The organism is Pseudomonas sp. JAI120, assembly GCF_014207255.1.
GTDB lineage: Bacteria > Pseudomonadota > Gammaproteobacteria > Pseudomonadales > Pseudomonadaceae > Aquipseudomonas.
This window is the reverse complement of sequence record NZ_JACHCZ010000005.1, coordinates 37,690-62,799: the sequence shown is the minus strand read 5'-3', so window position 1 is coordinate 62,799 and position 25,110 is coordinate 37,690. Positions and strand designations below refer to the sequence as shown.

Below are 25,110 nucleotides of genomic sequence, written 5' to 3'. Positions count from 1 at the left end.
TAAGCTATGTAAATTCCTACACTGCTTATGAGGAAAAGTTACAACAAAAACGGAATTTGCCGAGTAGGCTGGTAAGGGTAAGCGTCTTCCAGGGCTGGCAAGACGTGGCAGGCATGCGCCTGCAGACCTATAACAATCGATTGGCAAGTCTCAAAAAAGGAGAGGTTGGCCATGCTTTCGGAATTAGAACTTCGCAGCATTATTGAAGGAAGTTTCCTGCCTAAACGGTGCGAATGCACCAAAGCCGAAGATGCTTCGCTGACGATCAAGGTCTATGACGACCGCGACCGTGACCGGGTGGATTTGGAGGTCAAAGGTATAAATGCTGACAAACTCGACAGCAGTCGAGCTATTTGCAACCTCATCACCGGGTTGCGTGAAGACCTCAAGCACAGCCATGCACCTGCCCAGCAAAGGGCTGGAGGGCGCGGTTATTACTGATCGTTGGTTATGAACGGTGGGCCTGGTAAATGCCAGGCCCAATGCTGTGTATGTTTGCCCATCAATTCTGGAAATCGCAGGCTTCGGACATTTTCCGGTAGCTCACGTCTTCCACTTTGCCCGCCTTGTCCAGGAACTTGATATCCGCCTTGATGACTTTGCAGTCGTTGGTTGGGGGTTCGTTCATGGCCAGGACCTTGGCAATGTTCATCGGCATGCCGTAATGATAAGGCACGGGTTTGTTCGCCTGTGTTTGATCATCAGCCTGGGCCAGGCCCGACACCGCTGCCAGCGCCAGGGCGCTGCCGAGCATTAAGGTGTGCAGTTTCATGGTGGTGCTCCGCAAGTGAGTAGAACTTCACTCTCGACTTGCGGGATTAACCATCGATTAATTTTCCCTGGCTGACAAAACCTTCATCCAAGCTGCTGGCGATACGGCAGGTCCGGCCCGGTCTTGCCGCACGTCAGTGCCGCAGCGCGGATGGCAAAACCGAGCATGGCGTCGATCTGCACGCGGCTCAGTTGTTGCAGGCCTTCCACCGAGTCCAGCTGTTGCTCGGTCAGCCAGGCAATCAACGCGGCCTGGAAGGTATCCCCGGCACCCACGGTATCCGCCATTACCACGCTCTGTGCCGGTTGCGACCAGGTGCCATGCTGACGGCTGAACACACTGGCGCCATCGCCGCCACGGGTGAGGAACACCAGTTGGCAACGGTGCTGCAGCCAGCCTTGCAGCACGCTTTCCGGCGACTGGCCGGGGTAGAGCAGGTGCAGGTCCTCATCGCTGACCTTGATCAGGTCGGCATGCTTGGCCAACTCGGCGACACGGTCGCGCCACAGCTGGATATCCGGCTGCGGATTAAGGCGCACGTTGGGGTCGAGGCTGATCAGGCGCTTGCCGCTTTCGCGCTTGACCAGGTTCAGCAAGGTGTCGCCGATCGGTTGCACCACCAGCGAAAACGAGCCGATATGCAGGCCGCGAATATCAGACCCCAGTTCCGGCAGGTGGGCGACTTCCAGCAGTCGGTCGGCGCAGCCTTCACCCCGGAAGTTGTACTGCGGTGAACCATCGGCGCCCACGGCGACCATCGACAGCGTAGTCGGCGCGGCGAACTCCACCAGGAACTGCTCGCTGACGCCTTCATCTTTCAGCACCTGCAACAAGCGCCGGCCGAGGAAGTCGGTGGACAGGCCGCCGAACAACCCGGCCTCGATGCCCAGGCGGCGCAAACCTACCGCGACGTTGAACGGTGAGCCGCCGGCAATCGCCTTGTAATTGACCTTGGAGGCCTGCCCGCTGGCATCTTCCTCGCTGAAAAAATCAAACAGCGCTTCACCACACACCAAATACATAGTCGTTCGCTCTTAAAGGGTTGCCACGTGCTGTTGATAGCGTTCGTAAGCCAGTTGATAGGCGCTGACACTGGCCGCCACCGGCAGGGTACGGCTGGTCGGGTCGACGCTCACGCATTTGTCGCACAGGCTGGCCAGGGATTCGCCGGACTGGCTCCACGCCGCCTGGATCGCCGCGCCCAGGGCGGCGGCTTCGCTTTGTTCGGTGCAGATCACTTCGGTGTTCATGATATCGGCGACCATCTGCCGCCACACCGGGCTTTTCGAGCCGCCGCCGATCAGGCGGATGCTCTGGCTTTGCAGGCCGGTCTGGCGCAGCAGGTCGAGGCCGTAGCGCAGGCCGAAGGTGGTGCCTTCGACTACGGCCCGGCACAGGTTGGCACGGGTCAGGTTGGTCATGGTCAGCCCATGCAGGCTGCCGGTGGCGTGGGGCAGGGCGGGCACGCGTTCGCCGTTGAGGAACGGCAGCATGCTCACGCCATCGGCGCCAATCGGGGCTTGCTCGACCAGCGCGTTGAAGGCGTTGAGGTCCAATTCAAACAGCTCGCGAATCACCCCGGTGGCGTTGGTCAGGTTCATCGTGCAGATCAACGGCAACCAGCCGCCGCTGGACGAGCAGAACGTGGCGACCGACGCCTGCGGGCTGACGTTGGGTTGGTCAGCGAAGGCATACACGGTGCCGGACGAGCCCAGGCTCATGGTGATCACGCCGGGGGCGATATTGCCGGTGCCGATGGCGCCCATCATGTTGTCGCCGCCGCCGCTGGACACGATGGCCTTGGGGTTAATGCCCAGGCGTTCGGCGATGGCCGGCAGGATGCTGCCCACGGTTTGATCGGCTTCGATCAACGCCGGCAACGCCGCTTCGAGGCGGCCGCTGGGATCGATGTGCTTGAGCAGCGCCACATCCCAGGCGCGAGTGCGCACGTTGAAGTAGCCGGTGCCCGAGGCATCGCCGTATTCGGCGACGGCGCGGCCGGTAAGCCAGTAGTTGAGGTAGTCGTGGGGCAGCAGGACATGGGCGATGCGCGCGAAGATGTCCGGGTGCTGCTCAAGGGTCCACAGCAGTTTCGACACGGTGTAGCCTGGCGCAATCGCCACGCCCAGGCGTTCCAGCGAACCGCTCTCGCCGCCCAGGTAGGCCAGCAGGCGCTCGTTCTCCGGCGCGGTTTCGGTGTCGCACCACAGCTTGGCCGGGCGCAGCACCTGGCCGCTGTCATCCAGCAACACCAGGCCGTGCTGCTGGCCGGACACGCCGATGCCGAAGATGTCCTGGCCGTCCACGCCGGCCTGTTGCAAGGCGCGGTGGGTGGCTTCGGTAAAGGCATCCAGCCATTCCTGGGTGTGCTGCTCGCGCCGGCCATTGGCGCCGCTGATCAGGGTGTGCGCGGCGGCGCCGAGGCCCAGCACCTTGCCGCTGGACGCGTCGAGGACGATGGCCTTGGTGCCTTGGGTGCCGCAGTCGATGCCGAGGAACAGGTTTTGCTGGGTCATGAGAGTGTGCTCAGCGGTGTTATTTTTTTGGATTGGCAACCCGGTCCAGTGTGGGAGGGGGCTTGCCCCCGATGGCAGTGGGTCAGTGAAGGATATTTGCCTGACACACCCTCATCGGGGCAAGCCCCCTCCCACATTTAAGCCGGTTTCTTCAGGAGGTTCTGTAGGGTTTCGGTGACGCCGTTATCACGCAAGCTCACATAGCAACGCTCGAACGCTGCCACAAACTCAGGCGAGTTGGGAATAGCCGTACCGAAAATCTCTTCCACTGCCAGCAATCGCTGGCTGATCAGTGCATCATCGCTCACCAGCCCCTGGCAGAACGCCGCGCGCGGATCGGGGATCGTGTAGCTCACGCCATTCTCATCCACGCCCTTCAAATACAAGGCCCAGGCCGCGACGACCAGCGCCGCGCGCTCGGTCTCGCGCCCATCGGCAATCAGGCGATTGATGGTCGGCACGGTGAACTTGGGAAACTTCGACGAGCCATCCGAACACACCCGTTCTAACTGGTCGGCAATCGCCTGGTTGGAGAAGCGGTCCACCAGGGTCTGCTTGTAGTCGGTCAGGTCGATACCCGGTACCGGCGCGAGGTTTGGCGTGACGTCGAGGTCCATGTAGGCGCGCATGTAAGCCACGAACAGCGGGTCGTTCATGGTCTCGTGCACAAACCGATAGCCCTTGAGAAACCCCAGGTAGGTCAGGGCGAGGTGGCTGCCGTTGAGCAAGCCGATCTTCATTTCTTCATAGGGTGTCACATCGTCGGTGAACTGCACGCCGACCTTTTCCCATGCCGGGCGGCCGTTGACGAACTTGTCTTCCAGCACCCATTGCACAAAGGGTTCGCAAACAACTGGCCAGGCATCGTCGATGCCGTGTTCATCGTGCAGTTGCAGGCGGTGGGCAGTGCTGGTCATCGGCGTGATGCGGTCGACCATGGCGTTCGGGAAGCTCACATTGGCCTTGATCCAGTCATGCAGCTCGGCATTGTGCAGGGCGGCGAAGGCCAGCAGTGCCTTGCGCGTGACGGCGCCGTTGTGCGGCAGGTTATCGCAGGACATCACGGTAAACGCCGGGAGGCCGGCCGCGCGGCGCTGGGTCAATGCCGCACAGATAAAGCCAAACACGGTTTTCGGCGAGCTGGGGTGCGCCAGGTCATGCTGGATCTGCGGCAGGTGGGCCATGAACTCGCCGTTGCTGTCGTCGATGCAGTAGCCGCCTTCGGTGATGGTCAGCGAGACGATGCGAATCTCGGGGCTGGCCAGTTTATCGATCAATGCCTGGGCGCTGTCTTCGGCCAGCAGCATGTCGCTGATCGAGCCGATCACGCGCACTTCGGTGTCGTCGGTGTCGCCCAGTTCGTACAGGGTGAACAAGTAGTCCTGGCCGGCCAGGTCGTCGCGGGCCTTGCGGTCCTCGGCGCGCAGGCCAACGCCGCAGATGCTCCAGTCCAGGCCCTCGCCGGTATTCATCAGCGCATCGGTGTAATACGCCTGGTGCGCGCGGTGGAAGCCGCCGACGCCGATATGGGCGATGCCCTGGGAGGTACTCGCAATGGCGTAGGCCGGCAGTTTGACTTCCGGCGCCAGCTGGGTGAGGTTCTGTCTATTCAGTTTCATCACAAATCTCGCAAATCAGGCGGCGGCGCGCAGTGGACGGGCCACGGCAACACCGTCGGTGTCGAACAGATGGCAGTGCGCCGGGTCCAGGTGCAGGTGCAGCGTTTCGCCATACTGGCTGGCCATGTCGCCGCGAATCCGCATGGTCAGCGGCTCGCCGTTCGAGGTGATGACGTGGCAGAAGGTGTCGCTGCCCAGGCGCTCGCCGACGTCGGCGGTGACGGTCAGGGTGGTTTGCCCAGGCGACGCGATTTCCAGGTGCTCCGGACGAATGCCCAGGGTCACCGCGCTGCCCACGCTCAAGCTGGCGCCGCTCAGCGGCAGGCTGATCAGGGTGCCGGCGTCCAGCTGCACCTCACAGCCCTGGCCTTCGACGCGGGTGACCTTGCCCTTGAGGAAGCCCATTTTCGGCGTGCCGAGAAAACCCGCCACAAACAGGTTGGCCGGCTGGTGGTACAGCTCCAGCGGCGAGCCGACCTGCTCGATGCGACCGCTGTTGAGCACCACTACCTTGTCGGCCAGGGTCATGGCTTCAACCTGGTCGTGGGTCACGTAGATCATGGTCGCTTGCAGCTCTTTGTGCAGGCGCGCCAGTTCCAGGCGCATCTGTACGCGCAGGGCTGCGTCGAGGTTGGACAGCGGTTCGTCGAACAGGAAGATCTTCGGGTTGCGCACAATCGCCCGGCCGATCGCCACGCGCTGGCGCTGGCCACCGGAGAGTTGCTTGGGCTTGCGCTCCAGCAGCGGGCCCAGTTCGAGAATACGTGCGGCTTCGTTGACCTTGCTTTCCACCAGCTTCTTGTCGACGCCGGCCAGGTCCAGGGCAAACGACATGTTCTTGCGCACGCTCATGTGCGGGTACAGGGCGTAGGTCTGGAACACCATGGCCAGGTCGCGCTTGGCCGGCGTGACTTCGGTGATGTCGCGGCCATCCAGTTCGATGGTGCCTTCGCTCACCTCTTCGAGGCCGGCAATCAGGCGCAGCAGGGTAGATTTACCGCAGCCCGACGGGCCGACGAACACGACGAATTCCTTGTCATTCACTTCCAGGTCGATGCCCTTGATGATCGAGAAGCCTTCGAAGCCTTTTTGCAGATTCTTGATTTTCAGGTTGGCCATGGGATGGGCCTCCTTTTGAATTTTTATAGGAAACCGTTATTTCACGGCGCCGAAGGACAAACCGCGCACCAGCTGTTTCTGGCTGATCCAGCCAAAGATCAGGATCGGCGCACAGGCCAGGGTCGAGACGGCAGACAATTTGGCCCAGAACAAGCCTTCGGGGCTGGAGTAGGAGGCGATCAGTGCGGTCAAGGGCGCGGCGTTGGACGAGGTCAGGTTCAACGACCAGAAGGCCTCGTTCCAGCACAGGATCAGTGACAGCAACACCGTGGAAGCCAGGCCGCCCTTGGCGATCGGCAGCAGCACCCGGACCATTTCCTGCCACAGCGTGGCGCCGTCCAGGCGTGCGGCTTCGAGGATGTCCTTGGGGATGTCCTTGAAGTAGGTGTAAACCATCCAGACCACGATCGGCAGGTTGATCAGGGTGTAGATGATGATCAGCGCAATGCGCGTGTCCAGCAGGCCAAAGCTCTTGGCCAGCAGGTAGATCGGCATCAGCACGCCCACCGGTGGCAGCATCTTGGTGGACAGCATCCACAGCAGCGTGCCCTTGGTGCGCTTGGTTTCGTAGAACGCCATGGAGTAGGCCGCCGGCACCGAAATCAGCAGGCACAGGGCGGTGGCGCTGAATGAAATCAGCACCGAATTCCAGGCATAGCTGAAGTAGTTGCTGCGCTCGTTGATGTGCAGGTAGTTCTCCAGCGTCGGCGTGAAGATGAACTGCGGCGGCGTGGCGAACGCGTCGATTTCGGTCTTGAAGCTGGTCAGCACCATCCAGAAGATCGGGAAGAAGATCAGGATCGCGATGGCCCAGGCCAGGGTGCCGAGCAACAGGCTTTGCAGGCGGCGGGATTGTTGAAGCGTCATGGCGCGGCCCTCAAGGCTTGTCAGTCAGGTTTTTGCCGATCATCCGCACCAGGATGATCGCCGCGATATTGGCGATGACCACGGCAATCAAGCCGCCGGCCGAGGCCATGCCCACGTCGAACTGCACCAATGCCTGGTTGTAGATCAGGTAGGCGAGGTTGGTCGAGGCGTAGCCGGGGCCACCGTTGGTGGTGGTGAAGATTTCGGCGAAGACCGAGAGCAGGAAGATCGTTTCGATCATCACCACCACGGCAATCGGGCGGGCCAGGTGGGGCAGGGTCAGGTGCCAGAAAATCGCGATGGCGCCGGCACCGTCCAGGCGCGCAGCTTCCTTTTGTTCCTGGTCGAGGGACTGCATGGCGGTCATCAGCAACAGGATGGCGAACGGCAGCCATTGCCACGACACAATGATGATGATCGACAGCAGCGGGTAGTGCGCCAGCCAGTCCACCGGCTCGGCGCCGAAGAACTTCCACACGGCGGCGAGAATCCCCGACACCGGGTGGAAAATCAGGTTCTTCCAGATCAGCGCACCGACGGTGGGCATGATGAAGAAGGGCGAAATCAACAGCACCCGGACGATGCCCCGCCCGAGGAACTCACTGGCCTCCAGCAGGGCACTGATCAACACGCCGAATACCACGCTGATCAGCAGCACGCTGCCCACCAGCAACAACGTATTGGTGGCGCCGGGCAGGAAACCCGAGTCGGTGATGAAGTAAGTGAAGTTCTCCAGCCCGACGAATTGGTTTTCGCCGGGGTAGAGCAGGTTGTAGCGGATCAGTGAAAAGTACAGGGTCATGCCCAGCGGCACGATCATCCACAGCAGCAGCATGGCAACCGAGGGCGTGACGAGGAACCAGCCGGGGTTGGCCAGGCGGTTTTTGGGTGGTGTATTCATGATAATCAAGACCAGTGCGGAGCAAGGATCGGAGTGCGGTCAGTGTGGGAGGGGGGGGCGTGCCCCCGATAGCGGTGTATCAGTCACAAAATCATCAACTGGTAGATTGCTATCGGGGGCAAGCCCCCTCCCACACTGAACTGTGGTGAGGCCCCGGTTACTTGGGGTAACCGGCCCGCTTCATTTCACGCTCGGTGGTGGTCTGCGCGGCGGTCAGTGCAGCATCGACCGTTTGCTGGCCGGTCAGCGCGCCGGAGAAGAACTTGCCGACCTGGGTCCCGATCGCCTGGAACTCAGGAATGGTCACCAGCTGGATACCGATATACGGCACCGGCTTGAGGGTCGGTTTGGTCGGGTCGGCGACTTTCAGCGATTCCAGGGTCACCTTGGCGAACGGTGCAGCCTTCATGTACTCGTCGCTGTAGGTCGACTTGCGCGTACCTGGCGGCACGTTGGCAACGCCGTCGGTCTTGGCGACCAATGCGCCATATTCCTTGGAGGTGGCCCAACTGGTGAACACCTTGGCGGCGTCCTTGGCCTTGGAACTGGTCGGGATCGCCAGGCTCCAGGAGTACAGCCACGACGTGCCTTTGTCGGTTTTTTCGTGCGGGGCAAAGGTGAAACCGACATGGTCAGCCACTTTGCTTTGGGTCTTGTCGGTGACGAACGAGCCGGCGACGCTGGCATCGACCCAGATCGCGCACTTGCCGCTGTTGAACAGCGCCAGGTTCTCGTTGAAACCGTTGCTGGAAGCGCCGGGCGGGCCGGATTTCTTCATGTTGTCGACGTAGAAGTTCAGCGCGTCCTTCCACTCTGGGCCGTTGAATTCCGGCTGCCATTTCTCATCGAACCAGCGCGCGCCGTAGCCGTTGGCCAGGGTGGTGATCAGCGCCATGTTTTCACCCCAACCGGCTTTGCCACGCAGGCACAGGCCGTATTGCTCTTTGCTCTTGTCGGTGAGTTTGGCCGCGAATTCGCCGATCTGGCTCCAGGTCGGGTGCTCGGGCATGCTCAGCCCGGCGTTCTTGAACAGGTCGGTGCGGTAATAGGTGATCGAGCTTTCAGCGTAGAACGGCAGGGCGTACAGCGAGCCCTTGACGGACAAACCGTCACGCACGGAAGGGAATACGTCGTCGAGGTCGTAGGACGCCGGCAAGTCCTTCATCGGTTCGAGCCAACCCTTGGCGCCCCAGAGTGCGGCTTCGTACATGCCGATGGTCAACACATCGAACTGCCCGCCCTGGGTGGCGATGTCGGTGGTCAGGCGCTGGCGCAGTACGTTTTCTTCGAGCACCACCCAGTTCAGCTTGATCTCCGGATGCTCGGCCTCGAAGGTTTTCGAGAGCTTCTGCATGCGGATCATGTCGCTGTTGTTGACGGTGGCAATGGTCAGGGTTTGCGCGCCAAGGCTGACGGCGCTGAGGGTCATACAGGTACAGGCAAGCAGAGCTTTTGCTGTGAACTTCATCGCGCACTCCATTTCCGCGCCCAGAGGCTACAGAAGGACAGTTATTGTTGTTGTGTCTTCCTACGAGCAGTCAGGAAGAGTGTGCGTTGATTACAGCCTTCAAACGGGGCTGTGACAAATCCTTGGGAACACTTGGACTGATACTTTTTTGCACTTGAGGATCGTGTCCACTACGTGGGCGCGATCACCATTAGGCCAGGTTCTGCTCGGTCAAGCGCTGTACCGCCAGGCGGCGGTAGTGAGAGGGTGTCATGCCCTTGAGCTGCTGAAATCGCCGGTTGAAATTGGAGATGTTGTTGAAGCCCGATTCAAAACACACATCCGTCACGGCCTTGTCGCCATCGGCCAGCAGCTCGCACGACTTGCTGATGCGCAGCCGGTTTACAAACTCGATAAATGTGCGCCCGGTCGCCTGCTTGAACACCCGGGAAAAGTACGTCGGCTTCATCCCCAGGTGTTCCGCCACTTCCTCCAGGGGCAACTCGCGCGCGTAGTGGGCGAAAATGTAGTCCACCGCGCGGTTGGTGCGGTCGATACTGTGTTCATCGGCCAGTTGCGGCGTGGTCACACCGGACAGCAGGTGGTAGTCCTCACAGCTACTCAGCACTTCCAGCAAGATAAAGAAGTGCCCCAGGCGCGCCATGCCCTGGGCGTCTTCGATACGTTGCATCAGGGTCATGGCCTGGGCGATGGTTTTTTTGCAGCGGAACTCGATGCCGTATTGAGCGCGCTCCAGCAACGGTGCCAGCATTTTCAGTTCGGTAAAAATGTGGCTGCCCTGCTCGAACAGCTCATCGGTGAAGTTCACCAGCATGTCGCGCTTGGGCACCACTTCGTCTTCCTCCACCTGGCTGATCCAGTTGTGGGGCAGGTTGGGGCCGGTAAGAAACAGGCTTTCGGGGTAGAAGTTGCCGATGTAGTCGCCGATAAACACCTTGCCCGAGCTGGCGACGATCAGGTGCAGTTCGTATTCCTTGTGGAAATGCCAGCGCACCAGCGGGCAGGGGAAACCATGCTGGCGATAGATGATGGACAGACCGTTGTGATCGTCCATCAGCTCGTAGGAAGGGTCGGTGATTCGCGTTGCTCGGGTCATGCTGCCGTCGCTTTATTGTGGTTGCTGCGTAGGATAATGCCCCCTCGCGCACGACCTCGCCAGCACCGGCGTTTACACGGTCCGGTTTTTTGCCTCGATCCATTGGGACATGTACTGCGTACTTTTATGGGCGTGGTGGCGCAGCATGCTGCCCGTGAAGTTGTCCCGACGGTGGGCGGCGAGATGGCTGCGGCAGCGTTCCAGGCTCTCCACCAACGCGGGACCATGCACGTTTTGGTCATAGCGGCGCGCCAGCAGCTGGCGGCCGTGCTCCTGGGCCTGGGTCCAACGCTCGCGGTCCTGGTACAAACTCACCGCGGCGGCGGCCAGGGCGGCGGCGCTCGGTTCGATCACGCCAGGCCAGGGCTGTTCATCGCCCATGGCCTCGGCACCCACCGGCGTGGTGATGTTGGGTGTGCCGCACAGCATCGCATCGGCCAACTTGCCCTTGATGCCCGCGCCAAAGCGCAAGGGCGCCAGGCAGATACGCGCAGCGGTCATCACTTGCAGGGCATCCTCGGCCCAGTTCATCACGTGAAAGCCTTGCGCCGGGTTGTGCAGTGCGGTGGCCTTGGGCGGGGTGTAGGCACCATAGATATGCAGTTGGGCGCCCGGCAGTTGCTGGCGAATCAGCGGCCAGAGGCTGTTCTTCATCCACAGCACGGCGTCCCAGTTCGGCGCGTGGCGGAAGTTGCCGATGCTGAGGAAGTGCGCACGCTCCTCGAACGGTACGAAGGCGTCGGTTGGCGGCGTCATCATCAACGGGCACCAGTGGAGCAGGGCGGCCGGTACCTTGAACTGTTCGGTGAGCAGGCGGATTTCCACGTCGGAGATCATCAGGCTGATGTCGCAGCGGTAGATCGCGGCGATTTCGCGTTTGGCCAGGTCGGTGTCGGCCATCAGTTGGAATTCTTCCTCCAGGGCCGGGGAAAACAGCGCAGTGAAGTCGTCGCTGCCCGGATGGGCCTTGAGGTGCGCCTTGAGACGCTGGTGACGGGCGTCGCGCAGGCTTTGCAGGTCGGCGGTTTCCAGCACGCGCAGGGCGTCGGGGCAGCATTTCTCCACGCGCCAGCCAAACTGCTCTTCCATCATGAAACGGTCGAACAGCACGATGTCCGGGGCTAGTTCGCGGATAAAATCGTCGAAACTGCTGTTATTGAGCTCAATCGCGCATTCGGCGATGCCCAGCGCAAGCAGGTCGGCCTTGTGCTCGCCCAGCGCTGCGGGGCTGCTGAAGGTAATGTCCCAACCTTGCGTAAGAAACATTTCGAGGATCTGCATCATGTGCCCGCCCGCGGCCGAGGAACGCGGCTCCGGCCAGACATAACCAATGACCAGGACTTTGGTGGCGGGCTGATTCATCAACAACGGTTTCCTTGGAGGGCAGGCGCAAAGCACGCAATTAAACCACAACCGCGTGGCATGACAATTTGTGTCTGGCGGTAGGTAGCCACGGCACTTTGTGGTTAACTTCCGCCTCTCGAATTCGTTTAACCAAAACCCAGCATAAGGATTCTGTTCATGGCTCAAGTCACCCTTCGTGGGAACCCTGTCCAGGTTGAAGGCGAATTGCCGAAAGTCGGCTCTGAAGCTGCAGACTTCACCCTGACCGCCGGCGATCTGTCGGATGCAACCCTGGCGACCTTTGCCGGCAAGCGCAAAGTGCTGAATATCTTCCCAAGCGTCGACACCCCGACCTGCGCGACTTCGGTACGCAAGTTCAACGCCCAGGCCAACGAGCTGAACAACGCCGTTGTGCTGTGCATCTCCACTGACCTGCCATTCGCCCAGGCGCGTTTCTGCGGCGCCGAAGGCCTGGAAAACGTGAAGAGCCTGTCGGACTTCCGTGACCCTGGTTTCGCAGTCGATTACGGCGTGGCAATTACTGATGGCCCACTCAAAGGCCTGACCGCCCGTGCTGTCGTGGTACTGGACGAAAACAACAATGTGCTGCACAGCGAACTGGTTTCGGAAATCGGCCAAGAGCCGAACTACGAAGCGGCCCTGGCTGTTTTGAAGTAACTGTTTCGGCGCATTACTGTCGTTTTGCAGTAACACGTTCGATACATGATTGCGGCCTGGCCTAGTCCAGGCCGTTTTTATTTGCATGTCAGGCGCTTAGCGAAATAGCTGTCGGACTAAGCCGCAGAAGTTAAAAGTTGTAAGCCCAAGGTAAATAGCCGGTAAAGGCGCTTTTCTTAAAGCGCTCCAGTGCTTATCTTTCAGCCTCCCGAAGAAGAAGCTCTCGCGCCCAATGGTTGATCACTCCATGCAATCCTCCCCCCGCAACTCCCGCCGCTGGCTGTTCGGCCTGCTCGTGCTGCTGGTTATCGCCGGCCTGTGCTGGAAATTCTGGCCCAGCGGCGCCGCCCACAAAGACGCACCGGCCGGGCACACCGGCAAAACCGGCATGGCGCGCCCGGGCTTCGGCGGGTCCACCGGCCCGGTGCCGGTGCGTGTGGCGCCGGCGGTGCTGGGGGAGTTCCCGGTGTACTACAAGGCCTTGGGCACGGTCACCGCGCTCAATACCATCAATGTGCGCAGTCGGGTGGGCGGCGAGCTGGTCAAGATCGCTTTTGAAGAAGGGCAGATGGTCAAGGCCGGCGACCTGCTGGCCGAGATAGACCCGCGCAGCTACCAGAACGCCTTGCTCCAGGCCCAGGGCACGCTGATGCAGAACCAGGCCCTGCTGAAAAACGCCCAGGTCGATGTCGAGCGTTATCGTGGCCTATATGCCCAGGACAGTATCGCCAAGCAAACCCTGGACACCGCCGAAGCGCTGGTCCTGCAATACCAGGGCACTGTCAAGACCAACCAGGGCGCGGTGGACGACGCCAAGCTCAACCTCGAGTTCACCAGGATCCGCGCGCCTATCAGCGGTCGCGTCGGCTTGCGCCAGGTCGACGTGGGTAACCTGGTGGCGGCCAACGACACCACCTTCCTGGCCGTGATCACCCAGACCCAACCGATCAGCGTGGCCTTCACCCTGCCGGAAAACACCCTCGAAACCGTGCTCGCCCGTTATCGCGCCGGCAACAAGCTGCCCGTGGAAGCCTGGGACCGTGGCGACGTGAAACAGCAGGCCACCGGCGTGCTGCAGAGCCTGGACAACCAGATCGACGTCACCACCGGCACCCTGAAATTCAAGGCGCGTTTCGATAACAAGGACCAGGCGCTGTTTCCCAACCAGTTCGTCAACGTGCATTTGCTTGCCGATACCTTGCACAACGTGGTGCTGGCGCCGTCCGCCGCGATTCAGTTCGGCAACACCGGCACCTTTGTCTACAAGCTCGATGGCGACAAGAAGGTCAAGGTCCAGCCGCTGGTGGTGGGTGACACCGATGGCGACAACACCGTGATCAAGGAAGGCCTGGTCGCCGGCGACCGCGTGGTGCTTGAAGGCACCGACCGCCTCAAGGATGGCAGCGAGATCGAAGTGGTCAATGACAGCAGCGAAGTGCCGACGACGCCAACCGAACACCTGCAAGGCAAGCCAGCGGCTAAAGGGGAGACCGGCACCACCGCCGGCAAGGCGCAAAAGGTCGGTTCATGAACCTGTCGCGGCTGTTTATCCTTCGCCCGGTCGCCACCACGCTGAGCATGCTGGCGATTGTTTTGGCCGGCATTATTTCCTACCGCTTGTTGCCGGTCTCGGCGCTGCCCCAGGTGGATTACCCGACAATCCGGGTGATGACCCTGTACCCCGGCGCCAGCCCCGATGTGATGACCAGCGCGGTCACCGCGCCGCTTGAGCGCCAGTTCGGGCAGATGCCCGGCCTGACCCAGATGGCGTCCACCAGTTCCGGCGGTGCGTCGGTGCTGACCCTGCGTTTCAACCTCGATGTCAATATGGATGTCGCCGAGCAACAGGTGCAGGCTGCGATCAACGCCGCCACCAACCTGCTGCCCAAGGATTTGCCGGCGCCGCCGGTGTACAACAAGGTCAACCCGGCGGATACCCCGGTGCTGACCCTGGCCATTACCTCCAAGACCATGCTGTTGCCCAAGCTCAATGACCTGGTCGATACGCGCATGGCGCAAAAGATCGCGCAGATCAGCGGCGTCGGCATGGTCAGCATCGCCGGTGGCCAGCGCCAGGCCGTGCGCATCAAGGTCAATCCCGAAGCCCTGGCGGCCAACGGCTTGAACCTGTCCGACGTGCGCACCCTGATCGCCGCGTCCAACGTCAACCAGCCCAAGGGCAACTTTGACGGCCCCACGCGGGTGTCGATGCTCGATGCCAACGACCAGTTGGTGTCGCCGCAGCAATACGCCGAACTGATCCTGGCCTACAACAATGGCGCGCCTCTGCGCCTTAAAGATGTGGCACAGATCGTCGACGGCGCGGAAAACGAACGCCTCGCCGCCTGGGCCAACGAAAACCAGGCCGTGCTCCTTAATATCCAGCGCCAGCCGGGTGCCAACGTGATCGAGGTGGTCGACCGCATCAAGGCGCTGCTGCCGAGCATCACCGACAACCTGCCGGCCGGCCTCGACGTGACCGTCCTCACCGACCGCACCCAGACCATCCGCGCCTCGGTCACCGATGTGCAGCACGAATTGCTGATCGCCATCGCCCTGGTGGTGATGGTGACGTTCCTGTTCCTGCGCCGGGTCAGCGCGACGATCATTCCGTCGATTGCCGTGCCGCTGTCGCTGGTGGGCACCTTTGGCGTGATGTATCTGGCCGGGTTCTCCATCAACAACCTGACGCTGATGGCCCTGACCATCGCCACGGGGTTTGTGGTGGACGATGCCATCGTGATGCTGGAGAACATCTCGCGCTATATCGAGGAAGGCGAGACGCCGCTGGCCGCCGCGCTCAAGGGCGCCAAGCAGATCGGCTTCACCCTGATTTCCCTGACCCTGTCACTGATCGCCGTATTGATCCCGCTGCTGTTCATGGCTGACGTGGTCGGGCGGCTGTTCCGCGAGTTTGCCATCACCCTGGCGGTGGCGATCCTGATTTCCCTGGTGGTGTCCCTGACGCTCACGCCGATGATGTGCGCGCGTTTGCTCAAGCGCGAGCCCAAGGAAGAAGAGCAGAGCCGTTTCTACAAGGCCAGCGGCGCCTGGATCGACTGGCTGATCGAAGCCTATGGGCGCAAGTTGCAATGGGTGCTCAAGCACCAGCCGCTGACCCTGTTGGTGGCCATCGCGACCTTGGGCCTTACGGTGGTGCTGTACCTGGTGGTGCCCAAGGGCTTTTTCCCGGTGCAGGACACCGGGGTGATCCAGGGGATCTCCGAGGCGCCGCAGTCGATTTCATTCGCCGCCATGAGCCAGCGCCAGCAGGAACTGGCGAAAATCATCCTCACCGACCCGGCGGTGGAAAGCCTGTCGTCCTATATCGGTGTGGATGGTGACAACGCCACCCTCAACAGCGGCCGTTTGCTGATCAACCTCAAGCCCCACGGCCAGCGCGACTTGAGCGCGGCCCAGGTGATTACCCGCCTGCAACCGCAGATCGACAAGCTGGTGGGCATCCGCCTGTTCATGCAGCCGGTGCAGGACCTGACCATCGAAGACCGTGTCAGCCGCACCCAGTACCAATTCAGCATGTCCTCGCCGGACGCCGACCTGTTGGCCCTGTGGAGCGGCAAGCTGGTGCATGCGCTGAGCCAGATGCCGGAACTCACCGACGTCGCCAGCGACCTGCAGGACAAAGGCCTGCAGGTGTACCTGGTGATCGACCGCGATGCGGCCTCGCGCCTGGGCGTCAGTGTGTCGACCATCACCGATGCCCTGTATGACGCGTTCGGCCAGCGGCAGATTTCCACCATCTACACCCAGGCCAGCCAGTACCGCGTGGTCTTGCAGGCCCAGTCGGGAGAAACCCTGGGCCCGGCGGCGCTGAACCAGATCCACGTGAAAACCACCGACGGCGGTCAGGTGCGCTTGTCCAGCCTGGCCCATGTGGAACAGCGCCAGGCGCAGTTGGCAATTGCGCATATCGGCCAGTTCCCGGCGGTGATGATGTCGTTCAACCTGGCCCCCGGCGTTGCGCTGGGCAAGGGCGTGGAGCTGATCAACCAGGCGCAGAAGGACATCGGCATGCCGGTGGGCGTGCAGACCCAGTTCCAGGGCGCGGCACAGGCTTTCGAAGCGTCGCTGTCGAGCACCTTGCTGCTGATCCTGGCGGCGGTGGTCACCATGTACATCGTGCTCGGTGTGCTCTACGAGAGCTACATTCACCCGATCACCATTCTCTCGACCTTGCCGTCGGCAGCGGTAGGGGCCTTACTGGCCTTGCTGCTCAGTGGCAACGACCTGGGCATGATCGCGATCATCGGCATCATCCTGCTGATCGGTATCGTGAAAAAGAACGCGATCATGATGATCGACTTCGCCCTCGACGCCGAACGCAATCAGGGCCTGGACCCGCAGACCGCGATCTACCAGGCGGCGCTGCTGCGTTTCCGGCCGATCCTGATGACCACCCTGGCTGCGCTGTTCGGTGCAGTGCCGTTGATGCTGGCCACCGGCTCCGGCGCTGAATTGCGCCAGCCCCTCGGCCTGGTGATGGTCGGCGGCTTGCTGGTGAGCCAGGTGTTGACGCTGTTCACCACGCCGGTGATCTACCTGTACTTCGATCGCCTCGGCCGCCGCTGGCGTAAAGAGCCGCAAAGCCTGGAGCCGGTTGAGTCATGAACCTGTCCGGACCTTTCATCCGCCGACCGGTGGCCACCATGCTGCTGAGCCTGGCGATCATGTTGCTGGGCGGTGTCAGCTTCAACCTGCTGCCGGTGTCGCCGCTGCCACAGATCGATTTCCCGGTGATCGTGGTCTCGGCCAGCTTGCCCGGCGCCAGCCCCGAGGTGATGGCGTCCACCGTGGCGACGCCGCTGGAGCGCTCCTTCGGCGCGATTGCCGGCATCACCACCATGAGCAGTTCGTCGAGCCAGGGCTCCACCCGGGTGATCCTGGCGTTCGACTCCGACCGTGATATCAACGGTGCCGCGCGGGAAGTGCAGGCAGCCATCAATGCCTCGCGCAACCTGCTGCCCAGCGGCATGCGCAGCATGCCCACCTACAAGAAGATCAACCCGTCCCAGGCACCGATCATGGTGCTGTCGCTGACCTCGGACGTGTTGCAGAAGGGCCAGTTGTACGACCTGGCCTCGACCATCCTCTCCCAAAGCCTGTCCCAGGTGCCGGGCGTGGGCGAAGTGCAGATCGGCGGCAGCTCCCTGCCGGCGGTGCGTATCGAGCTGGAACCCAAGGCCCTCGACCAGTACGGCGTGGCCCTGGACGACGTGCGCAACACCATCGCCAACGCCAACCAGCGCCGGCCCAAGGGTTCCCTGGAAGACAGTGAGCGCAACTGGCAGATCCAGGCCAACGACCAGTTGGAAAAGGCTAAGGACTACGAGCCGCTGCTGATTCGCTACCAGGACGGCGCTGCCTTGCGCCTGAAGGACGTGGCAAAGATCAGCGACGGCGTGGAAGACCGCTACAACAGTGGCTTCTTCAACAATGATGCGGCGGTGCTGCTGGTGATCAACCGCCAGTCCGGTGCCAACATCATCGAAACCGTCAGGCAGATCAAGGCACAACTGCCGGCGTTGCAGGCGGTGCTGCCGTCCAGCGTCAAGCTCAGCCTGGCCATGGACCGCTCGCCGGTGATCACCGCGACCCTGCATGAAGCCGAGATGACCCTGCTGATTGCGGTGGGGCTGGTGATCCTGGTGGTGTACCTGTTCCTCGGCAACTTCCGCGCCTCGCTGATTCCAACCCTGGCGGTGCCGGTGTCGCTGGTGGGCACGTTCGCGATCATGTACCTGTACGGTTTCTCGCTGAACAACTTCTCGCTGATGGCGCTGATCCTGGCCACCGGCCTGGTGGTGGACGATGCCATCGTGGTGCTGGAGAACATTTCCCGGCACATCGACGCGGGTGTGCCGCCGATGAAAGCCGCCTACCTGGGCGCCGAGGAAGTCGGCTTTACCCTGCTGTCGATGAACGTGTCGCTGGTGGCGGTGTTCCTCTCCATCCTATTCATGGGCGGGATCGTCACCAACCTGTTCCGCGAGTTTTCCATCACCTTGTCGGCGGCGATCATCGTGTCGCTGATCGTCTCGCTGACGTTGACGCCGATGCTCTGCGCCCGTTGGCTCAAGCCCCACGTGAAAGGGCAGATGACCGGCCTGCAGCGCTGGAGCCAGAAGATCAACGACCGCATGGTCGCCGGCTACGCCACCACCCTGGACTGGGTGCTGCGCCACCGCCGCCTGACCCTGCTCAGCCTGTTGCTGACCATTGGTTTGAACGTGGCGCTCTACGTGGTGGTGCCGAAGACCTTTATGCCGCAACAGGACACCGGCCAATTGATCGGCTTTGTGCGCGGCGATGACGGCCTGTCGTTCAGCGTCATGCAGCCGAAGATGGAAATCTTCCGCAAGGCGGTGCTCAAGGACCCGGCGGTGCTCAGCGTGGCCGGCTTTATCGGTGGCAACAACGGCACCAACAATGCGGTGATGCTGGTGCGCCTCAAGCCCATCAGCGAACGCAGGATTTCTGCCCAGGCGGTGATCGAGCGGCTGCGCAAGGACGTACCGCTGGTACCGGGCGGGCGTCTGTTCCTGATGGCCGACCAGGACCTGCAATTTGGCGGCAGCCGTGACCAGACCAGCGCGCAGTATTCCTACATCCTGCAAAGCGGTGATCTCGCAGCGCTGCGCCTGTGGTACCCGAAAGTCGTGGCCGCCTTGCGTGAGCTGCCGGAACTGACGGCCATTGACGCCCGTGAAGGGCGCGGCGCGGCCCAGGTCACGCTGATTGTCGACCGCGACCAGGCCAAGCGCCTGGGCATCGACATGGACATGGTCACGGCAGTGCTCAACAACGCCTACAGCCAGCGGCAGATTTCCACCATCTATGACAGCCTCAACCAGTACCAGGTGGTGATGGAGGTCAACCCCAAATACGCCCAGGACCCGATCACCCTCAACCAGATGCAGGTGATTACCTCCAGCGGCGCGCGGGTGCCGTTGTCGACCATTGCCCATTACGAGAACAGCCTGGCGAACGACCGCGTCAGCCACGAAGGCCAGTTCGCCTCGGAAAACATCGCCTTCGACATGGCGCCAGGGGTTACGGTGGAGCAGGGCACGGCCGCGATCGAGCGGGCGATTGCCAAGGTCGGCCTGCCGGAAGACGTGATCGCCAAGATGGCCGGCACCGCCGATGCATTTGCCGCCACGCAGAAGGGCCAGCCGTTCATGATCCTCGGCGCTTTGGTGGCGGTGTACCTGGTGCTGGGCATTCTGTATGAGAGCTACATTCATCCGCTGACGATCCTCTCGACCCTGCCGTCGGCCGGTGTCGGCGCCATGCTCGCGATCTACCTGACGGGCGGCGAGTTCAGCCTGATCTCGTTGCTGGGTCTGTTCCTGCTGATCGGCGTGGTGAAGAAGAACGCGATCCTGATGATCGACCTGGCCCTGCAACTGGAGCGTAACGACGGCATGGGCCCGCTGGAGTCGATCCGCAGTGCTTGCCTGCTGCGTTTGCGGCCGATCCTGATGACCACCCTGGCGGCCATCCTCGGTGCCTTGCCGTTGCTGCTCGGCGCTGGCGATGGCGCGGAAATGCGTCGTCCTTTGGGCCTGACCATTATCGGTGGCCTGATCTTCAGTCAGGTCCTGACCCTCTACACCACCCCGGTGGTCTACCTCTATCTCGACCGCGCGCGCCACCGCTTCAACGCCTGGCGCGGCGTGCGTACCGATGCTGCCCTGGACACTGCGCTATGACCGATTCAACCTTTGCCAAATTGGCCATGATCCGTGGTTCCCGTGTTGCGAGTCTGGTGCTTTGCGGCGCACTGCTCAGCGCCTGCGCCGTCGGCCCGGATTACAAGCGTCCGGAAGTCGTCGAGCCCGCGCAATTCAAGGAAGCCCAGGGCTGGCGCCAGGCCACCCCCAGCGACTCGCTGGCCCGTGGCGCCTGGTGGGAGCTGTATGGTGATCGCCAGCTCAACGACCTGGTGCTGCGCCTGAATAATTCCAACCAGACCGTGGCCCAGGCCGAAGCGCGCTTTCGCCAGGCCCAGGCGCTGGTGCGCAGTTCACGCGGGGCGTTTTACCCGAGCGTCGACCTGAGCGCCGGTAAAACCCGTGCCAGCCAGGGCACCGGCAGCAGCAGCGCCAGCCTCAGCAGTTCCAGCAGCGGGATTCGCGACACGCTCAACGCACAGTTGGGCGTGAGCTGGGAAGCGGACATCTGGGGCAAATTGCGCCGTGGCCTGGAGGCCAACGAGGCCAGCGCCGAAGCCAGCTCGGCGGACTTGGCCGCGATGCGCCTGAGCCAACAGTCGGAACTGGTGCAAAGCTACCTGCAACTGCGGGTCATGGACGAGCAGACACGCCTGCTGCAAGCGACCCTGGAGACCTACCAGCGCTCCCTGCAAATGACCGAAAACCAATACCGTGCCGGCGTCTCCGGCAAGGACGCGGTGGCCCAGGCGCAAACCCAGCTCAAGACCACCCAGGCCAGCCTGATCGACCTGATCTGGCAGCGCGCCCAACTGGAAAACGCCATCGCCGTATTGATTGGCGAGGCACCGGCCAACTTCAACCTGGCGGTGAGCAAGGACATTCCGGCGCTGCCGCAGATTCCGGTCAGCCTGCCGTCGCAGTTGCTTGAACGTCGCCCGGACATTGCTTCGGCCGAACGCTCGGTGATCGCTGCCAACGCCAATATCGGCGTGGCCAAGGCCGCCTATTACCCGGACCTGACGCTGAGCCTGGCCGGTGGGTATTCCAGCAGCACCTATGCCGACTGGATCAGCCTGCCGAACCGCTTCTGGTCGGTAGGGCCGAAACTCGCCATGACCCTGTTCGACGGCGGCCAGCGCTCGGCGGAAGTCGACCGCACCGTGGCGTCCTACGACGAGACCGTGGCCAAGTACCGCCAGACCGTGCTCGACGGCTTCCGTGAAGTGGAAAACTACATGGTGCAGCTCAAGGTGCTGGAAGACGAGGCGGTAGTCAGCAACGAAGCGCTTGAGGCCGCCCGAGAATCGCTGCGCTTGACCCAGAACCAGTACAAGGCCGGGTTGATTGCCTACCTCGACGTGGTGACTGTCCAGGCCACTGCGCTGAGCAACGAGCGTACCGTGCTGACCCTGCTGCAGAGCCGCCTGGTGGCCAGCGTGCAACTGATCGCCGCACTGGGCGGTGGCTGGGATGGGCAGACGCCGATTGCCGAGAAGGATTGATCTTGAGGAGGACGGGGGTTCCTTGGCGGGGAGCTTGCTTATATAGCAGCTCCCCAATACAGGCCGCCGACCTAAATCCGTACCTCTGCTGCTATCAAATGCTACTAGCTCCCCTCCCGGAGGAAGGGCGGTTGTATTGGCATATATAAGAAGATTAGATTTCAAAGGGACGTATTTTAGAATTTCTCCTATCTCACCGGAGACTCTGAATTTTAAAAATCGAGTGTCCGAGTCTTTAATTTCGTACTCTTTTCCGGCTCGAGAACGATAGGTTACGACCTTGTTTTCAAAGCCATCTATTCTCCCCGCACACCTCATACTCTTCCCGGTTGTAGCAAAGATGAAGGCCTGCTAAAGGCGCATGGTTCGCTTCTTTTTGCTCAGTTATCCGAAGTGGGATAGCGCTTGGGCGTACCTGAAAACGCACGTGCCTTCGAGCCATGGCCCTAAATCATGTGGGTCTTCGAGCCAGTAGATTGGCGTCAAATTGCCATTAATGGCCTTCTGATAATTAATCAACTATCCAATAATTATTCTCGCTACAATCGCGCGCTTTGCCACTTGGCACGGGCGTTTCAGGTCCGATGCCCACGAGAAGTCCCATGCTCATCGGTAGTTATTCACCCTCGTTGGTCGTGATCTCCCTGTTTGTCGCGATCTTGGCTTCCTACACCGCGCTGGACCTCAGCGGCCGCATCGCGACGGCCAAAGGGCGCGCTGTTTATTTATGGATAGCCGGCGGTGCCCTGGCGATGGGCGTGGGGGTGTGGTCCATGCACTTCATTGGCATGCTGGCGTTGCGCTTGCCGTTCGCGCTGGGCTTTGACGTGGGTATCACCGGCCTGTCGTTGTTGATCGCTGTACTGTCCAGCGGCTTTGCGTTATGGCTGGTCAGCCAAGCCCGTTTGCCCGCCTGGCAACTGGCGTTCGGCGCGCTGGTCATGGGCAGCGGTATTGCCAGCATGCACTACACCGGCATGGCCGCGATGCGCATGACCCCGGGTATCGATTACGACCCCACGTTGTTCGGCGCTTCGTTACTGATCGCGGTGGCGGCTTCCGGTGCCGCATTGTGGATCGCATTTAACCTGCGCCGTAATACCCCGTTTGTGCGCCTGGCCCGAGGCGGGGCGTCGATGGTGATGGGGTTCGCCATTGTCGGCATGCATTACACCGGTATGGCGGCGGCACGTTTTGCCGATGAAAGCTTCTGCGGTGCGGCATTGGACGGCTTGAGCGGCAAGGGCCTGGATAACCTGGTATTGGTCACGACACTGGCGGTGCTGGCGATTGCATTGCTCACCTCGTTGCTCGATGCCCGTCTGGAAGCACGCACCGCCGTGCTCGCCGACTCGTTGTCCCTGGCCAACCAGGAACTGACTCACTTGGCCCTGCACGACATGCTCACAGGCCTGCCCAACCGCACGTTGTTGGCGGATCGCATTCAACAGGCCATTGAAGCGGTAAAAGAGCAGGGCGGTTGCTTCGCCCTGATGTTTATCGACCTGGACGGCTTCAAGCCGGTCAACGATGCTTTTGGTCATCACATGGGTGACCAGTTGTTGCGCGAAGTCGGCCTGCGCCTGCGCGAAGACCTGCGCAGCCATGACACCCTGGCGCGTATCGGTGGTGACGAGTTTGTCTTGCTGGTGCAGTTGACGCAGTCCGACGATGCCCTTGGCCTCGCCGAACGCCAGGTGATGCTGATCAACCGCGCGTTCCAGGTGGCCGAGCATGAGTTGAAAATTTCCGCCAGCCTCGGCATCGCGATGTTCCCGGGCAACGGTAACAACCCCCAGGAGCTGTTGATGAACGCCGACGCCGCCATGTACCACGCTAAGGGCATGGGCAAGAACGGCTACAGCTTTTTTGATGTGTCGATGAACACCAATGCGCGCAAGCAATTGCAGTTGCTGCAAGACCTGCGCAATGCCCTTGAGCAAGAGCAATTTCGTCTGTACTACCAGCCCAAGTTTGATGCGCTCAGTGGCATCCCGGTGGGGGCTGAAGCGCTGGTGCGCTGGGAGCATCCGCAACAAGGCCTGTTGTTGCCGGCCACTTTTATCGAGTTGGCGGAAAAAACCGGCTTGATCATCCCCATCGGCGAATGGGTGCTCAATGAGGCCTGTCGCCAAATGAGCGTATGGTACGCCCAGGGTTATGAGCACTGGCGTATCGCGGTGAACTTGTCGGCGTTGCAGTTCTGCCACGCCGGGTTGGTCAACAGCGTCGCCGGCGCACTTGCCCGGCACCGGTTGCCGGCTAACAGCCTGACCCTGGAAATTACCGAGACCACGGCCATGAGCGATGCTGATGCAAGCATGACGGTGTTGCAGCAGCTGTCGGACATGGGCGTGGACCTGTCCATCGACGACTTCGGTACCGGCTATTCGAGCCTGATGTACCTCAAGCGCCTGCCCGCCAACGAGCTGAAGATCGACCGTGGGTTTGTGCGTGACCTGGAGCACGACAGCGACGACGCGGCCATCGTCTCGGCCATCGTTGCCCTCGGCCAGGCCCTGGGGCTGCGGATTGTCGCTGAAGGGGTGGAGACGAATGTGCAGCAGAGCTTCCTCACGCGGCTGGGCTGCAACTCCCTGCAAGGTTACCTGCTCGGCCACCCGCTGCCGGCGGACAGCTTCATGGCCGATATCCAGCGCGCCGAAGACGCAGCGATGCCTGACAAAAGCCTTGCGTGACGGTTAGTATTGGATCCACCCCGTACACCCGCTTCGATCAGGAGACCGCACGCATGGACAAAGTTGTCATCATCACTGGGGGCAGTCGCGGCATTGGCGCCGAAACGGCCTTGCTGGCGGCGCGCGAGGGCTATCGCATCTGCATCAACTACCACTCCGACGAAAAAGCCGCCCATAGCGTCCTGGAACAGGTGCGCGGCCTGGGTGCCCAGGCCATTGCGGTGCGCGCGGATGTCAGCATCGAAGATGAAGTGATTGCATTGTTCCACCGTGTCGACGCCGAGCTGGGCCGCGTCACGGCATTGGTGAACAACGCCGGCACCGTGGGGCACAAGTCGCGGGTGGACGAGATGTCCGAGTTCCGCATCCTGAATATCCTCAAGACCAATGTGCTCGGCCCGATCCTGTGTGCCAAGCACGCAGTGCTGCGCATGTCGCCCAAGCATGGCGGGCAGGGCGGCAGTATCGTCAACGTGTCTTCGGTGGCCGCGCGCCTGGGTTCGCCGGGTGAATACGTCGACTACGCCGCATCCAAGGGTGCGCTCGACACCTTCACCCTGGGCCTGTCCAAAGAAGTGGCCGGCGAGGGCATTCGCGTCAACGCGGTGCGCCCCGGCTACATCTTCACCGACTTCCACGCCCTGAGCGGCGACCCGGACCGGGTCAGCAAGCTGGAGTCCGGGATTCCCATGGCGCGTGGCGGTCGGCCGGATGAAGTGGCGGAAGCGATTATCTGGTTGCTGTCGGACAAGGCGTCGTATGCCACGGGGACTTTTTTGGATTTGGGTGGCGGTCGCTAGTGACGCAGTGCCTGCACCGGCGCCATCGGGGG

The 25,110-nt window shown here is 61.6% G+C and carries 18 protein-coding genes; 8 read left to right on the top strand and 10 right to left on the bottom strand.

All coding sequences use genetic code 11. From position 1 onward, the window contains the following. Window positions 1-171 precede the first annotated feature (171 nt). Window positions 172-441: a DUF1652 domain-containing protein gene (locus HDC32_RS24040; RefSeq protein WP_145337315.1), complete on the top strand. Its 270-nt coding sequence runs from the start codon at window positions 172-174 to the stop codon at window positions 439-441. A gap of 61 nt (window positions 442-502) precedes the next feature. Here HDC32_RS24040 and HDC32_RS24035 read toward each other — a convergent pair whose 3' ends face one another. The 10 genes from HDC32_RS24035 to HDC32_RS23990 form a co-directional block, all read right to left on the bottom strand. Then, window positions 503-772: a DUF2790 domain-containing protein gene (locus tag HDC32_RS24035; protein WP_131696570.1), complete on the bottom strand. Its 270-nt coding sequence runs from the start codon at window positions 770-772 to the stop codon at window positions 503-505. Window positions 773-855: 83 nt separating this feature from the next. After that, window positions 856-1,794, bottom strand: coding sequence for a carbohydrate kinase (locus tag HDC32_RS24030; protein ID WP_131696569.1), 939 nt, complete (start codon window positions 1,792-1,794; stop codon window positions 856-858). Window positions 1,795-1,806: 12 nt separating this feature from the next. Further along, complete coding sequence (gene xylB, locus HDC32_RS24025; protein ID WP_184745768.1) at window positions 1,807-3,288, bottom strand: xylulokinase; 1,482 nt, start codon at window positions 3,286-3,288, stop codon at window positions 1,807-1,809. Window positions 3,289-3,425: 137 nt separating this feature from the next. Next, on the bottom strand, window positions 3,426-4,907 hold the full coding sequence (locus tag HDC32_RS24020; protein ID WP_184745766.1) for a mannitol dehydrogenase family protein: 1,482 nt from the start codon (window positions 4,905-4,907) through the stop codon (window positions 3,426-3,428). A gap of 15 nt (window positions 4,908-4,922) precedes the next feature. Next, window positions 4,923-6,026, bottom strand: a complete 1,104-nt coding sequence (locus HDC32_RS24015) for an ABC transporter ATP-binding protein (protein WP_090405114.1) — start codon at window positions 6,024-6,026, stop codon at window positions 4,923-4,925. 36 nt (window positions 6,027-6,062) lie between these two features. Continuing rightward, window positions 6,063-6,893 carry a carbohydrate ABC transporter permease gene (locus HDC32_RS24010; protein ID WP_032886872.1) on the bottom strand — a complete coding sequence of 277 codons (831 nt, stop codon included), beginning with the start codon at window positions 6,891-6,893 and terminating at the stop codon, window positions 6,063-6,065. A 10-nt stretch (window positions 6,894-6,903) separates the two neighbouring features. Beyond that, window positions 6,904-7,794 carry a carbohydrate ABC transporter permease gene (locus HDC32_RS24005; RefSeq protein ID WP_184745764.1) on the bottom strand — a complete coding sequence of 297 codons (891 nt, stop codon included), beginning with the start codon at window positions 7,792-7,794 and terminating at the stop codon, window positions 6,904-6,906. Between the two features lie 157 nt (window positions 7,795-7,951). Further along, window positions 7,952-9,262, bottom strand: a complete 1,311-nt coding sequence (locus tag HDC32_RS24000; protein ID WP_145337318.1) for a sugar ABC transporter substrate-binding protein — start codon at window positions 9,260-9,262, stop codon at window positions 7,952-7,954. A 190-nt stretch (window positions 9,263-9,452) separates the two neighbouring features. Continuing rightward, window positions 9,453-10,358 (bottom strand): AraC family transcriptional regulator, encoded by a 906-nt coding sequence (locus HDC32_RS23995; RefSeq protein ID WP_131696564.1) that lies wholly within the window; start codon window positions 10,356-10,358, stop codon window positions 9,453-9,455. Between the two features lie 72 nt (window positions 10,359-10,430). After that, complete coding sequence (locus tag HDC32_RS23990; protein ID WP_184745762.1) at window positions 10,431-11,720, bottom strand: glycosyltransferase; 1,290 nt, start codon at window positions 11,718-11,720, stop codon at window positions 10,431-10,433. Between the two features lie 159 nt (window positions 11,721-11,879). Here HDC32_RS23990 and tpx point away from each other — a divergent pair, with 159 nt between their 5' ends. From tpx to HDC32_RS23955, 7 genes are all read left to right on the top strand, one after another. Next, window positions 11,880-12,380 (top strand): thiol peroxidase, encoded by a 501-nt coding sequence (gene tpx / locus HDC32_RS23985; protein WP_131696562.1) that lies wholly within the window; start codon window positions 11,880-11,882, stop codon window positions 12,378-12,380. Between the two features lie 232 nt (window positions 12,381-12,612). After that, window positions 12,613-13,911, top strand: coding sequence for an MdtA/MuxA family multidrug efflux RND transporter periplasmic adaptor subunit (locus HDC32_RS23980; RefSeq protein WP_145337321.1), 1,299 nt, complete (start codon window positions 12,613-12,615; stop codon window positions 13,909-13,911). Continuing rightward, window positions 13,908-17,009 carry an MdtB/MuxB family multidrug efflux RND transporter permease subunit gene (locus tag HDC32_RS23975; protein WP_145337322.1) on the top strand — a complete coding sequence of 1,034 codons (3,102 nt, stop codon included), beginning with the start codon at window positions 13,908-13,910 and terminating at the stop codon, window positions 17,007-17,009. The genes HDC32_RS23980 and HDC32_RS23975 overlap by 4 nt, the downstream gene beginning before the upstream one ends. Beyond that, entirely contained in the window at window positions 17,006-20,113 is a 3,108-nt protein-coding gene (locus tag HDC32_RS23970) for an efflux RND transporter permease subunit (RefSeq protein WP_131696559.1), read from the top strand. The genes HDC32_RS23975 and HDC32_RS23970 overlap by 4 nt, the downstream gene beginning before the upstream one ends. Further along, complete coding sequence (locus HDC32_RS23965) at window positions 20,110-21,579, top strand: efflux transporter outer membrane subunit (RefSeq protein ID WP_131696558.1); 1,470 nt, start codon at window positions 20,110-20,112, stop codon at window positions 21,577-21,579. The genes HDC32_RS23970 and HDC32_RS23965 overlap by 4 nt, the downstream gene beginning before the upstream one ends. A gap of 602 nt (window positions 21,580-22,181) precedes the next feature. After that, window positions 22,182-24,278 (top strand): bifunctional diguanylate cyclase/phosphodiesterase, encoded by a 2,097-nt coding sequence (locus HDC32_RS23960; RefSeq protein ID WP_145337324.1) that lies wholly within the window; start codon window positions 22,182-22,184, stop codon window positions 24,276-24,278. A 53-nt stretch (window positions 24,279-24,331) separates the two neighbouring features. Further along, on the top strand, window positions 24,332-25,078 hold the full coding sequence (locus tag HDC32_RS23955; RefSeq protein ID WP_184745760.1) for an SDR family oxidoreductase: 747 nt from the start codon (window positions 24,332-24,334) through the stop codon (window positions 25,076-25,078). Window positions 25,079-25,110: the final 32 nt, after the last annotated feature.

Bases quoted from the DNA above. Each gene is read 5' to 3' on its own strand.
- HDC32_RS23980 (WP_145337321.1), top strand. From the start codon at position 12,613: ATGGTTGATCACTCCATGCAATCCTCCCCCCGCAACTCCCGCCGCTGG.
- HDC32_RS24020 (WP_184745766.1), bottom strand. From the start codon at position 4,907: ATGAAACTGAATAGACAGAACCTCACCCAGCTGGCGCCGGAAGTCAAA.
- HDC32_RS24040 (WP_145337315.1), top strand. From the start codon at position 172: ATGCTTTCGGAATTAGAACTTCGCAGCATTATTGAAGGAAGTTTCCTG.
- HDC32_RS24000 (WP_145337318.1), bottom strand. From the start codon at position 9,262: ATGAAGTTCACAGCAAAAGCTCTGCTTGCCTGTACCTGTATGACCCTC.
- HDC32_RS23975 (WP_145337322.1), top strand. From the start codon at position 13,908: ATGAACCTGTCGCGGCTGTTTATCCTTCGCCCGGTCGCCACCACGCTG.
- HDC32_RS23960 (WP_145337324.1), top strand. From the start codon at position 22,182: ATGCTCATCGGTAGTTATTCACCCTCGTTGGTCGTGATCTCCCTGTTT.
- HDC32_RS23955 (WP_184745760.1), top strand. From the start codon at position 24,332: ATGGACAAAGTTGTCATCATCACTGGGGGCAGTCGCGGCATTGGCGCC.
- HDC32_RS24030 (WP_131696569.1), bottom strand. From the start codon at position 1,794: ATGTATTTGGTGTGTGGTGAAGCGCTGTTTGATTTTTTCAGCGAGGAA.
- HDC32_RS24035 (WP_131696570.1), bottom strand. From the start codon at position 772: ATGAAACTGCACACCTTAATGCTCGGCAGCGCCCTGGCGCTGGCAGCG.
- HDC32_RS24010 (WP_032886872.1), bottom strand. From the start codon at position 6,893: ATGACGCTTCAACAATCCCGCCGCCTGCAAAGCCTGTTGCTCGGCACC.
- HDC32_RS23965 (WP_131696558.1), top strand. From the start codon at position 20,110: ATGACCGATTCAACCTTTGCCAAATTGGCCATGATCCGTGGTTCCCGT.
- HDC32_RS24015 (WP_090405114.1), bottom strand. From the start codon at position 6,026: ATGGCCAACCTGAAAATCAAGAATCTGCAAAAAGGCTTCGAAGGCTTC.
- HDC32_RS23990 (WP_184745762.1), bottom strand. From the start codon at position 11,720: ATGAATCAGCCCGCCACCAAAGTCCTGGTCATTGGTTATGTCTGGCCG.
- HDC32_RS23995 (WP_131696564.1), bottom strand. From the start codon at position 10,358: ATGACCCGAGCAACGCGAATCACCGACCCTTCCTACGAGCTGATGGAC.
- tpx (WP_131696562.1), top strand. From the start codon at position 11,880: ATGGCTCAAGTCACCCTTCGTGGGAACCCTGTCCAGGTTGAAGGCGAA.
- xylB (WP_184745768.1), bottom strand. From the start codon at position 3,288: ATGACCCAGCAAAACCTGTTCCTCGGCATCGACTGCGGCACCCAAGGC.
- HDC32_RS24005 (WP_184745764.1), bottom strand. From the start codon at position 7,794: ATGAATACACCACCCAAAAACCGCCTGGCCAACCCCGGCTGGTTCCTC.
- HDC32_RS23970 (WP_131696559.1), top strand. From the start codon at position 17,006: ATGAACCTGTCCGGACCTTTCATCCGCCGACCGGTGGCCACCATGCTG.